This is a genomic window from Lentzea sp. NBC_00516 (assembly GCF_036346835.1).
GTDB lineage: Bacteria > Actinomycetota > Actinomycetes > Mycobacteriales > Pseudonocardiaceae > Lentzea > Lentzea sokolovensis.
In genome coordinates, this window is sequence record NZ_CP107840.1 from 972,658 (window position 1) to 986,166 (window position 13,509).

The window sequence follows — 13,509 nt, forward strand, 5'->3', positions numbered from 1 at the left end:
CTAATGCATCTGCACGTCCGGCTGCACCCCTCCGGGCGGCTGGTACGGCCGGTAGGTGACCTGCCGTCCGTCGATCACCATCTCGACGTCGACGGTGTCGGGGAACGGCGGGCCCATCGGCCGCAGCAGCACCGGGTTGCCCCCTGCCTGGTGGATCCGGATGTTGACGCCCTGCTGCGTCGCGATCAGCTGTCCGACCAGGTCACGGGCGTTGCCGGCGCCGACGTTCTCGGCGGCGTCCGGCTTCATGTGCCAGTTCGCGTTCTCGACCAGTGCGCCGTTCATGTGGCCCTGGTGCATCGGCCTGCTGACGGTGTACTCCGCCACGAACTTCGTGACGGCCTGGTGGCTCGCGGCCAGGCCCACCACCTGCTGGCGCAGCGTCACCGGGTCGATGCCGCGGGCCTGCGCGACGACCGAGTACAGGCCGTTGGTGGTGACCGGCGGCGTGGGCTGGCGGACCAGGACGTCCTCGTTGAGGAACCGCAACTGCCGCTGCGTGTTGCTCACGTGGTCGGACGCCACGAGCCCGTGCGCCGCGACGACCTTCTGGTCCTTCTGGACGCCCGCCTGCATCTGGTCGAACGGCGCGGGCATCGGCGCGGACACCGCCGGGTTCATCCGGTTCTTCTGCGGCGCGCCGAGCTGGGTCTCCATCTTCCTGGGCGGGTTCCACGTGTTCGTGGTCTGCCCGTCGGCAGGAGGCAGGAACGGCTCGACCACGGCGTGCTCACCGGTGGCGAGACGTTCGCGCTCGTCGGCGAACTTCGTGCCCTTCTTGGCGGGCTTGCCGTCGAGGAACCGCTCCGAGACGTTCGGCAGCGCGGTGTGCGACTGCGGCAGCTTGCCGTCCGTGATCAGCCCGTAGGCGATCCTGGACAGGTCGGTGCCGGTGTCGCCCGCCACGAAGTCCGTCGTGAACGCTTGACCGCGCACCGGGTGCCGGTTGTTCTGGACGTCCACCTTGGCCCGTTCGGTGGCGGCGTCCATGTCCGCGGCGTCGGCGGGCGTGTGCAGCTTGGCCAGCTCCGCGGCGTAGAACCGGTTGAGCGATTGGCTGAGCTGCCCGAACTCCGCCTGGCCAGGACCGAACCGCACGTTCGGGTCCACCAGCGGCACCAGGCCGTCGACGAACAGGTTCGGCTCCGGCGTGTAGGGCAGCAACGGGTGGATGCCCTGCTGGTTCCTGCGCGCGTGCATGTCCGCGTCGATCACGTGCACGAACCGCTCGTGGAAGCCCGGATCGTCGAGCTTGGCCCGGTAGGCCTTCTTCTGCGCGTCCGTGGTCTTCGAGTCGCCGTTGATGCGGTCGAGGACGTCGGCGTGCAGCTGCTCCGGCGTGACGGCGACCCGGTAGCCGCCGCCGATCATCAACGGCCGCAGCGGTGCCGGGACGTCGGGACCGTCGGCGGGCCCGACCTCGTCGGCGTCCGTGAGCCGCTTGACGTGGTCGAAGACGTGCACGCCGTCGCGGGTCGTGCGGTCGCCCGCGTCGAAGTCCATGACCGCGACGTACGGGTGCGTTCCGGCAACGGCCAGGGCGGTCACCGCGAACACGTGCGCCTCGCTTTCCAGCGTGGCGTTGCGGGTCTCGCCGAACTTGAAGCCCTGCGGCCCGTGCGGAACGCTCACCAGCGCGACCGCTTCCGGCCGGCCGGCGACCGACGGGGTCGCGGTGGCGATGGCGGCGTCGATCTCCGCCTGCGTCGCGCCGTTCACGCCGAGCACGAACGCCACCCGGCCGTCCATGTCCTGGGTGCCGGCCATGACACCGTCGATCACGGTGTCGAGCTGGCCGAGCTCGCTCGCGCGGACGATCATGCTGACCACGAACGACGGCTTCTCGCCCGCGTCGATGCTCGCCTGCGTCCACTGCAGGTAGTTCTCGGCGGTGACCTCCGCGAGCGCATTGCCCCTGGCCAGGTTCTCGTACGCCGCGTTGTGCACGCCGTTCTCGTTGAACGACGTGGCTTCCTGCTCGGCCATCTCGACGTCTTCGTTGTCCTCGATGGACAACTCGGCGAGCTCTTCGCGGGTGCGCTTGGCAGCGTCCCCTGCCGGGTCGTCGCCGAGATGTTCGTTGCCGCGCTTGGGCATGTTCGGCGGCGGCAGCTCGGACCGTTCCTCGACGACGGGCTGAGGCCTGTTGTGCGTCTGCAGCGCCTCCATCCGGTTCTGGACCAGCTGGAGGTGGCGCGGCTTGAGTCGGGCGTCGGCCTTGTCGATGCCCTGCGTCATGGGGGTGTTGTCGTTGACGACGCGGCCCCGGCCGTCCTGGTGCTGGAAGATCGGCTTCACGTCGCCGGTCTCGAGGTACTCGTCGCGCAGCCCGAGGAAGTGCCCGACCTCGTGCGCCAGGCGCCGGGAGTCGGTGTGCGAGGGCCAGGTGAGCTGGTTGGCCCGGCCGTCCGGGTCGTTCGTGACGTCGATCGTGGCGTGCGCGTCGGCCGGGTTGCCGGTGAACTCGACCGTGACGTGGAACTGTTCGCCGGTGGGCAGCTTGTAGCCCTGGTTGTACAGCTCCTCGACGCCCGCGCGGGTGCGGTCCTGAACGTCGGCGTCGCCGCCGTTCAGGTGCAGCCGGACGGTGAAGTCGCGGACCGGCACGCCGTCCACGTTCAGCACGCGGTTGTCGTACGCGATCGGGCCGCGCCAGGCCTTCATGGCGATGCCGTGCGGGCCGACCTTCGTCGAGTCGAGGACACCGCCGTCCTCGCCGCGCACCCAGCTGGTGGCCGGGGTCGTGGCGCGGACGTCCGCGATGGCCTGCGAGGACACCGGGTTCTGCGCGTCGAACCACGCCGCGCTCGTCTCCGTGCTGTGCAACGGACTCGGGTCGGCGGGCGGCACTGTGGACGTCGGCGCGTCCATCGGGGGAGCGGACGGCGCCGGGTCGTCGTCGACCATGCCGTAGTCCTGGAGCTCCTGCTTCAACTCGGTGATCAGCGCGGGGTCGAGCTGGACGCCGAGGGCCTGACCGAGCTCGGCCTGGTTGTCGGTGACGGCCTGGGTGAACGCGTCCGGGCTGACGAGTCCTTCCGGGACGAGCATCGACTTGGCGAGCACCTGGTGCACCCACAGCGCCTGGCTGGTGGCGTCGGTGCCGGGGACCGCGATCTCACCGATCGAGTCGGACAGCGGCGGCGCGCCCATCACGTCGATGATCGCGGTCTCCTGGGCGAAGTTGAACGCCCGGTTGTAGCCCTTCTCGTGGTTGAAGATCTCGGAGACGATCTTCGCGGGGTCCGCCGCGAACGTCGGGCTGTTCTCCAGGGTGTTCCACAGCTGGTGCGACCAGTCGTCGAACTTCCCGTGGCCGGGGTCGTCGGCGAACGCGGCGATCTGCTCGCTCTCGATGATCGGCCGCTCGAACTGGTCGTTGAACGCCTTCCTGACGGCCTCCAGCCCGTGCTGGTCGACCAGCGCCGCGACCTCGCCGGCGCGGGTGTGCAGGACCACCGAAGCACGCAGCAGGTCCATGCCCGCCTTGTGGTCCAGGTACTTCTGCGGGTTCTGCGCGAGCTCCGCCTCCACCTGCTTCATCAGCGGGGTGGCGTTCTCCACGGCGTCCTCGGTCAACGCCACCAGCTCGGTCTCGGCCGCGCTGCGAGGAGCGGGAGCCGACGGCGGCACGGGCGCGGCAGCCGGGGCAGGCGCCGGGTCGTCGGCGACCATGCCGTCTTCCTGGAGCTTCTCCTTCAGCTCGGTGACCAGCTCCGGCGTCACCTCGACGCCGAGAGCCGCACCGATCTCGGCCCTGTGGTCCGTGACGGCCTGCGTGAACGCCTCAGGGCTCACGATCGCGTCGGACGGGATGATCTCCGCGTCGCCCAGCACCTTCTGCACCCACAGCGCCTGGCTGTAGGAGTCGGTGCCGTAGACCGGGGTGGCGGCGATGGAGTCGGCCAGCGGCGGTGCGCCGACCAGGTCCGCGAACGCCGTCTCCTGCGCGAAGTTCGTGCCGCGGTTGTATCCCTTGTCGTGGTTGAAGATGTCGGCCGCGAGCTTGTCCGGGTTCGAGGTGTAGGACGGCGTGTTGCCGATCGTGTCCCACATCCGGTGCGCCCAGCCGTCGAACGCGGCCCGGCTCTCCGGCGTGCTCAGGTCGCCGAACTGCGCCAGCTGCGCCGACTCGATGACCGGGCGGCCGAACTCCCTGTTGAACGCCCGCGCCACCTGCTCGACGCCGTGCCGCTGGATCATCGCGGCGACGTCGTCGGTCCTCGTGTCGAGCACGACCGACGCCCGCAGCAGGTCGAGCCCCGCCTCGGACTGCACGTACTGGCCGGGGTTCGACCGCAGCGCCGACTCCACCTCGTGGGCGAGCGGCGAGGCGTTCGTCATCGCGTCCGCCGTCAACGCCTGGAGATGGCTCCGCACCACGACGTCCGGCACGCTGGTGGGCGCCTGGGCGTCGGTGCTCGACGAGGTGGTCACCTCGGTGGACGGCGCGTTCGGCGGCTGCGGTGCCGACCGGGTCTCGGCGTCCCTGCTCGACGAGGCCTCGCTCGACGAGGTCGCCTTGGCTGCCGGCGGTTGCGGTGCCGGTCGCGTCTCGACGTCCCTGCTCGACGAGGCCTCGGTGGACGAGGACGTCTCGGCGTCCCTGCTCCTCGACGCCTCAGGCGCCGGCGGTTGCGGTGCCTGCCGGGGCTCGGCCTCCGTGCTCGTCGAGGCCTCGGTGGGCGAGGACGTCTCCGGCGCGGGCGGAGGCGGCGGGGGAGTGGACGACGTCGTGGTCGTCGACGGCGGGGTGTTGTAGTCGGCGATCCTCTGGTCGACCGCCGACTTCTTGTCCCACCACTCCTGCTGCCGGCCGTCCGCGGTCGTGCGGGCGTCGTTCAGCCTGGTCTCGGCCGCCGTGACGAGGGCCTTCTGCGCCGCGTGGTCGGTGGCGAGCTGGGCCGCCGCCTGGTCGTGACGGGCCTGCTGCGCGATGCGGGCCGCCTCGAGCTGGGCCACGACCTGCTGCTGTGCCACGAGGTCCGCGCGCCGGGCGGTGGCCTCCGCGCGCAGACCGCCGATCGCGGCGTTGGCGGCGTCCAGCTGGTGCTGGGCGTCCTGCATGCCCGCCTTCGCGCCGGCGAACGAGCCTTCCGCGGTCCGCAACGTGGTCTGGGCGTTCGTGTGCGCCAGCCGCGCCGCGTCGACCTGACCCTGCAGGGCCACGTTGCCCGGCGTCGCGGCCAGCTGACTCTCCAGCGACCGCACGGTCGCGGCCTTGGCCTCGACGTCCGACTTCGCGTCGTCCACCTCGAACTGCGCGGTCATCGCCAGCGCCCCGAAGCCGCCGACCTTGGGCGACAGCTCGGAGATCGCGTCGACCGTGCGCTGCGCCTCGAGACGGGCGTTCTCGGCCCTGGTCTCCAGGTCCGGGAGCTTCGCCTGCTCGTCCAGGTGCGCCTGGATGGCGTTGTTGTAGTCGATCTGGACGGGCGTGAAGGAGGAATCGGCCCTGGCGAGCGCCGCGGCCGAGTTGTTGATCACCTGCTGCGCGTCGTGCCGCCGGGTGTCGACGTCGACCTCGGCGGTGCGCCAGGCGTCCGCGGCGGTCTTCACCTCGGCCTGGGCGGCCGTGAGTTCCGGGCTGAAGTTCTTGCCCAGCACGGTCTGCGCGTCCGAGGTCGGCATCCGGACCGCGGCCGAGTTCGGCACGGACAGGTCGATGACGGAGGTCTTGCCGCCGATCGTCGCCACCACGCGGTACTCGACACCGAACTGCACCAGTCCGGTCGTGGCCTTCGGCTTGAGGTTGTTGACCTTGTTGTCGGTCTGGCCGCCGGAGTTCGCCGTGGCGTCCTCACCGGCGTGCCGCAGCTCGACACCGCTCGTGCCGAAGGTGACGTTGTCCTTCGGATCGGTGTTCTGCTTGACGCCCGCGCCACCGGTCGCGAGACCGACGGACAGGTCGCCGGTCTCGGTGACCTTCGAGTCCGTGCTGGTCGCGGTGACCTGCGACTTCGGGTTCTCCAGCGCCACACCGTCGCTGAGCGAGCCCAGCGTCGGGTCGACCAGCTTGGCGTAGACCTTGACGTCCGCGTCCTGGCCGAACGTCAGCGCGGCCTCGTGCAGGCCCGGCACGTTGAGCGGGCCGGACAGCATGCCGGGCAGGTGCGGCTGCAGGTTCTCCGGGCTCAGCGTGGACAGCAGGCTGTTCAACGCGCCCGTGCCCTTGCCGGTCAGGCCCTTCTTGGCGCCCGCGTCCTTCAACGCCTGGATCGTCGCCTCACGCAGGTCCTGCGCGCCGCGCAGGTTCTCCACCGACGCGCCCGGCGGCAGCGCGGAGGGGCTGCCCTCCTGCTGCCAGTCGGAGACGGCCTGCGGGGTGCCCTGGTCGGCCGTGCGGGAGTTCTGGTCCTTCGTGTAGGGCTGCGGCGCGGCCGAGCCGTCGACCTTCTGGTTGTCCGCGTGCAGGCGGACGGTCATCTCCTGCGCGCCGCTCTCCGCCTTCGCGACGAGCTTGTCGCCCTTCTCCACGACGAGTTCGAACTCGATCGGCATGGTGTAGCGCGCCGCCGGTCCGCTGCCCGCGCGGAAGCTCGCGAACTGGTCCGTCGTGGACGTGGAGACCGAGCTGCTCTTGGACTGCCCGATGTTCGCCGCCGCCATGACACCCGCGGTGCCGGAGACGTTCGGGTTCGCGCTGCCCGGCTGGGCGAGGCCCGGCGCCTTGAGCCCGAGACCCCAGCCGGTGGCGCGGCCCTGGCCGTCGGTCACCTTGTGCGAGCCGGCGATCGTCGACTCCATCTCGACGCCGTCGTTGACGACGTTCTGGAACTCCGGCGTGCCCGCCTTGGCCCGCAACGTGACCTGGTACGAGTCCTTGCCGAACGTGCCGGGCTGGTGCACCAGCAGCGGAACGCCGCCGTCCAGCGCGCTGTCGATCATCGCCTTGACGCTGGCCGGCGAGCTGAAGTCGACCAGGCGCTGCAGGTTGCTCATCGAGTCCTTGAGCACCGAGTCCGGCAGCAGCGGATTGCCGAAGCGCTTCGCCGTCTTCGCGTTGACCTTGGTGGAGAGGTCCTCGACCACGTTCGACAGGTCCGGCACGCTCTCCACAGTGGACAGACCGAGCGCGCCGGGCTCACCCTCGGCCACCGTCGCGGGCGGCGCCATCTTCGGGAACTCGGGCTTGGGCACGGTCGGCTGCACGTCGGGCAGCAGCCCCATGTCCCGGGCCACGTCCTCGGTCACCCGCACGAAGACGGACTTCGGCAGGCTGACGGTCGCGCCCTCGGCCCTGGGCGTGCTGCCGGCGATGAAGTTCGCCGCGCGGCTCTCGCCGACCACGGTGACGTCGGCGTCGAGCTGCACCAGCACGGTGCGGCCGCCCGCGGGCGTCACGTGGTTGCGGTCGTGGCTGCCGCCGACCTCCTTGCCGGTCGACTTCGAGTCCGACCACGGCGTGACCTTGCCGGCCACCGCGAAGCCACCGGCACCGCTGGCGGGTGTGGGCTCACCGGCGGGTGGGGCGGTGGTGTTCGGCTTGATCGGCACGTTGATGCCGCCGGTGACGTCGACCGACCGGTTCGTCGACGACGACTGACCGGCCTTGTAGCCACCGGTGCTGGCGTTCTCGGTACCGGTGTTGTCCGAGATGGACACGATCTTCGGGTTGCTCAGCCCGAACTTGACGCCGATGGCGCCGGTCCGGTCGGTGACCCGGCGGTCGTACTTGAGGCCCTGCTCCTGGATGCCGGTCTCGGTCAGCGTGCGCAGGTTCGCCTTGATGTTCTCCGGGGAGAACATCTTGTCGATCTGGGCGCGCGACGCGGTGCCCGGCACGGTCAGCGCCGAGTCGCCACCGGCCGCGCGGTTGAGCGCGTCGATGGCCTGGTCGCGCAGCGCCGTCGTGTTCGCCACGGCTTCCACGTGCAGGAAGTCCGGCGCCTTCTCGGCAGGCCTGGTGCTCAGGAGCTTCTTGACGGTCGGCGCGTCCTTGAGCGTCTTCGGCTCCGGAGCGCCCGGCTCGAAGCCCTTGCCGGGGTCGGAGTCCAAAGTGGAGCTGTCCGACACCCAGAGGTTGACCGGGCCCTTGATGGGCTTGAGGTCGGTGACGCCGCCGCCGGTCTTCGCGACCGTGTGCTGCTCCGGCGAGTGGAAACCGGGAGCGCCGGGCACGACCCGCCGCACCCAGGCCCGCGGCCGGGTGAACGTGGTGATCTCGACCTCGAACTCCACGTCGCCGCGGAACACCTGGGCGTTCGGGCTGCCGACGCTCAGCGAGGTGCTGTTGACCGTCGGACCGGCCGAGGTCTTGTCGGTCCACGAGTGGTTGTACTTCACCCCGGCCTGCGGCGCGGGCGTCAGCTTGGCGGCCTTGGTCTCCGCGGGGATGACGACCTTGCCCTCGACGCCGGCGCTCCAGCCCTTGGTGGTGCTGGTCGCGCTGTCGAGCTTCGGGCCGGTCGACGACGCGTCACGGACGTTGCGCGCGTCGGCCTGACCGAGGTGCTCGGTGCCGGTCACCTTCGCCTTGACGGTCACGTTGACGTAGGTGTTGGTGGACTTGCTGCTGCTCTTGAGCTGCACCTGGACGCCGGGACCCATGAGGCTGTCCATGTTGGTCCGCAACGCCGCCGGCGAGAGCTGCGAGGTCAGCCTGCGCTGGTTCGCGAGCTGCTCGGCGACGTCGGAGAAGGACTTGCCCTTGCTGCTGCGCGGGTTCGCGTTCGGGTCGTTCCAGCTCGGCAGGAAGTTGCCCAGGCCGGGGACGTCCCGCAGCGCGTCCTCGATCTGCGTCTGGACCTCCGACGCGACCGCGAACTCACCGACCTTGGCGTTGCCCGCGGCGAGCGCGTCGCTCATGTAGGGCGGCGGGAACTTCTGGCCCTTGTTGGACTCGTCGACGATCTTGTCGCGCGTGCCGTCCGGCGTCGGCAGGCCCATCTGACCCGCCTCGGGCAGACCGACGCGCAGGTAGGACGTGACCGGGATCTTGACGCTCTCGCCGCTGGGCGTGCGGACCTCGACCTCGGCGGTCACCTTGTACAGACCGGTGTCGCCCTTGAGCTGGATGCCGCTCTTGTGCGCGGTGTTGATGCCCGCGTTGACGTTCTCCGCGACGCGCGCGGCGTAGCCGACCGTGACACCGGCCTGGCCGCCCACCACGTTCGGCAGACCGGCGTTGAAGCCGACGCCGGCGTTGAGGTCGCCACCGGACTTGGTCGTCGAGGACACCCCGCTGCTGTGCGCGGAGGTCTCGTGCAGGCGGAGCTGACCGGTGCCGAGCGTGCCGACGAGCTGCGCGCTCTGCAGCGTCGCCTTCATCTGCACCGCCGCGCCCTTGCTGGCGTGCGGGCTGATCAGGTCCGGTGACGTCACGTAGGCGCCGCCGAGCATCGCGCCGAGGTTGTTGCGGATCTCGGTGGGGCTCAGGAAGTTCTGCAGCGCCTCACGGCCGGGCGAGCCGACCTTGACGATCGACGGGTGCAGCTTGCGCGCCACGTCGGAGAACGCCTTCGCCGGGTTGTCGACCGACACGGCCTCGGGCGCGGGGTGTTCGAGCTTGGTGCCCCACTTGGCGTCCGGCGGCGTGACCGCGGCGGAGGTGTTGCCCGAGTTCGTGATCGTGGCGAGGTCGTTCGGGATCTGCAGCGTCACGTCGGTGCCGGTGTCGACCGTGGCGACGGGCCGGAGCCCACCGCTGGCGTTGGTCAGCGTGATGTCGTAGGACACGTTCACAGTGGCCTGCGTCGAGCCCTCACCCGCGCGGATGATCCGCTGGTCGGTGAGCGACGACGCCATGCTCTGCGACTGAGCCGGCGTGGCGAACTGCGCCTTGCCGCCCAGCGAGCCGTACGCGCCGAGCCCGTTGCTGGCCGAGGCCGAGCCGCCGATGTCGTTGGCCGTGGCGACGGTGTGCGTGGCCGACGACGAGTTGCCCGACTGCGCGGTCGCGTCGACCTTGACGCCCGGCGCGTCCACCGGTGCGACGTCCGTCTGCGCCTGCATGGTGGCGCGGATGTTCGCCTCGTACCAGTTGTTGCCGATCTTGACCTGGAAGTTGCGGCCCTTGTCCAGGAACGACTCGAAGTCACCGGTGATCGCCTGCTGGATGCGGGCGGCGTCGGCGGGCTTGAGGTTGTCGATCGCGTTCGTGACGTTCTCGGCGCCACGGACGTCCGTCGGCGCGATGGTGCCCAGCGCCTTGTTGTCCTGGAAGAAGCCCGGCAGGGCCTGCGTGCCCGGCATGACCTGGCCGACGGGCTGCGGCGCGAGCGTGGTCATCGCGATGACCGGGTTCGGCGTCGGCGGTGCCGGCCGCGTCTCGACCTCGGCCTCGGTCTCGGTCTCCGGAGCCGTCCACACCGGAGCGTCCTGAGTGGACGGTGCGGGAGGCGGCGGTGCCTGGCGGGTGTCCATCGCATCGTCGAGGGACTGGTTCGCGGGGTCGTGCCGGGTGAACGCGCTCCTGCCGTTGTCCAGCGGGCGGGCGTCGAGTTCCAGCGGTGCCGGGAACTTCGGCTTCTTCCAGTCCTTCGCCTTCTTGAGGTCGGCATCGGACGACTTGGAGGTGGTCTCCGGGCGGGGCTCGAAGAACGGCTCGACGGTCGTGGACCCGTTGGGGCCGTGGATCGTCAGCGGCCGGCCGATCTCGGTCGCGAGCAGCTTGGCGGCCAGTTCCTCCGCCTTGGCGAGCCTGTCGACGTCGGCCGAGTGTTCCAGGGCGAACGGGGTGGCGTCGGGGTCGGTGACCGACGGCGGGCCCGGCTCGACGAGCGCGGTGACCAGGTGACCGTTGTCCAGACCGTGCTCCTGGCGGAACCTCGCGATCTCCTTGTTGATCGCGGGCGAGGAGATCGAGGCCTTCTGGACCGCACCGGACCGCAACTCCGCCGGGGTCTTGACCGCCGGAGCGGCCTTGCCCTTCTTCTTGCCGGAACCGGATGCCGGGGCGGGGGTCTGGCTGTTCAGGGCGTCGTGCACGGCGCTGAACAGGCCGTCGGGCCGCGGGTCCCCTGCGATCGGCAGGATGCCGTGCTCCAGGGTGCCGAACGTGCGGGTGACGTTGCTCGTGTTGGCCGACATGGCCAGGTTGAGCATCGTCGCCATCTTCTGCTGCTTGTTGCCGGGGACGATGTGCTGGACGTCGTCCTCGGTCTTGGCCTTCTTGGCCGGGGTCTTCTCCTTCTCCTTGCCCTTCCCCTTGACGGGCTTCTCCGCCACCGGCTTCTCCGGGTAGACGGTGGTGGGGTCGACCTGCGGGTCCACACCCATGTGGCCGTGGCCGGGGATGGGCGCGGAGATCGCGCCGCCCAGGGTGTTCTTGTCCTCCCAGCCGAGGTGCAGCGCGTCGACCTTGGACGGCTGCCAGCCGCCCGACTTGCCCGTCTCGGTGTGCAGGCCGGTCTGCGGGTCGACGCTGTACTCGTGCTGGGTGATCTGCTGGGCCTCACGCTGCGAGTGAGGCTTGTTCTTCGGGTTCGGCGTGCCGTCCGCCTTGGGCTTCTTGTCGCCGTACTCGTCGCGGACCTTCGCACCGGACACGTCGGCCTTGGCCGCCCGGTCCGCCTTGTTGTCCACCTTGCCGTCCGCGTCCGGCAGGGCGCCGTACGCGCGGTTCGTCACCGAGGTGAGCGCGACGTGCGACTGCGGCCACTGCTTGCCCTCGGTCTTCGCGAAACCGAGCGCGAGACGCGACAGGTCCGTGCCGACCGCGCCCTTGACGAAATCGCTGGTGAAGTTCTCGCCGCGATAGGGGTTGCGGTTGTTCTGCATGTCGACGTCGATCGCCGACTCGATGGTGCTGTTCGCGAGCGTGCCGTCGACCACGGCCGCGACGGCCTCGTCCATCTTGGACTGCGGAAGATCGGGCTGCGTGGCCCTGAAGGTCGCCTCGACCTCGGACTTGAGCTGGGCGATGTCCGCCTCGGCCTTGTCGATCTCCGCCTGGAGCCGCTGCAGCGTCCGGATCTCGCGGGGGCTCGGGTCGCGGCCCTCGGCCGCGATGTCCGCCTCCAACTGGGCCTTGGCGTCGGCGAGCGACTCGTCGGGCCTCGGCGGCGTGGGCAGCTGGTTCTCGTGGAGTTCGACCAGTTCCTTGCCGGCGAACTCGTTGATCGAGTCGCTCAGGTCACCGAACTCGTTGCCGCCGTCGCTGAACTTCACGCTCGGGTCCACGACCGTGACGGCCGCGTCCATGAACAGGTTGGGCTCCGGCGAGTAGGGCAGCAGCGGCGCCGAGTCCTTCTGACGGCTCCGCGCGTCCATGTCGTCGCTCATCGCCTGCTGGAACTTCTCGGCGAACTCCGGCTTCGCGAGGTAGGCCTGCGCGACCTTCAGCTCGGCGAGCGCCTTCTGCCTCTCCTCGGGCTTGAGCGTGGAGTCGCTCTTGACCGAGGCCCGTTCGGCGTCGATCCGCGCCTGGGTGTCCGCCACGAGCTTCGCGGGGTCACCGACGCGGTAGCCGCCCGAGTACAGCAGCGGGCGGATCGGGCCCGCGTCCGAGCTCATGGACTCGGCGACGTGGGTGAAGATGTCCTTCGGCGGCGTGCCGTCCGGCGTCTGCACCCGGCGTGAGCCGGTGTCGAAGTCCTGGAACGAGATGTACGGATGGGTGCTCTTGCCGTTCATCGCGCCGATGGCGAACTGCGTGGCAGAGCTCTGCATCGTGCCGTTGCGCATCCGTCCGAACGGGAAACCGTCCTTCGGGGCGAACGTCGGCAGCGGGACGAGGGCGATCGGTTCCTTGCGGCTCGCCACGTCGTCGTTCGCCTTGGCGATCTCGGCGCCGATCTTCGCGTCCGCGCCGGTCGGGCCGTTGACGCCGATCACGAACACCATGTCCTTGCCGAGCGGACCGGCGTCCTTGGTGATCGCGTCGATGACCTGGTTGATGTCGGCCTTGGGGTCGTTCAGCGCGCTGTGGCTCACGATCATGTTGACCACGAACGACGGGCGCCTGCCCTCCTCGACGCTCTTGCGGAGGTCGCCGAGGTAGGTGTCCATGGTCGGCCGCACGAGGTCGACGCCCTTGGCGAGCTTCGCGAACGCGGGGTTGTAGGCGAAGTCGACCTTGCCCAGGGAGAGCTTGTCCAGGTCGGTGGCCAGGTCGTCGAGGTCGGAGTCGCTCTGGGAGTCGGAGTCGACGTCCATCGCGGTGTCGGCGTTGCTCGGCCCGGCCTCGGTGTTGGTCCAGCGGTCGGCTTCCGGCTTCTTCTTGGTGCTCCGGTCGTCGACCGGGGAGTTGCTGCCGCTCTCAGGGGAACGATCGCGCTTCGCCATTGGCCGGGTGTCGCCGTCCGGCGTGGAGTCCGGAGTCGTGGTCGGCGGCGTCGTGGCAGGGCCGGCCGAGTCGAGCCTGGTGTCGGGCACCATGACCTGGCTGTTGGCCGTGCGTTCGACGAGCCACAGGTGCCGCGGCCGCAGACCGGGCTCCTTGCCGTGGACGTCGGCGCCCATCATGCCGCCGTCGTCCTTGTGCACACCGGAGTTCGTGTCGTGCTGCTGGAACACGCGCGACTTGTCGCTGTACTCGTCGGGAATGCCGAGGTAGTGCAGCGTCTC

The 13,509-nt window shown here is 70.1% G+C and carries 1 protein-coding gene (only partly in view); it reads right to left on the minus strand.

The window, feature by feature from the left end:
- On the minus strand, positions 1-13,509 hold the 3' end of the coding sequence (locus OG205_RS04300; protein WP_330274927.1) for a hypothetical protein. Its footprint extends 16,668 nt past the window's final position; the window shows 13,509 of its 30,177 coding nt (coding positions 16,669-30,177); its start codon lies off the right edge, out of view — the gene reads right to left on this strand; the stop codon is at positions 1-3.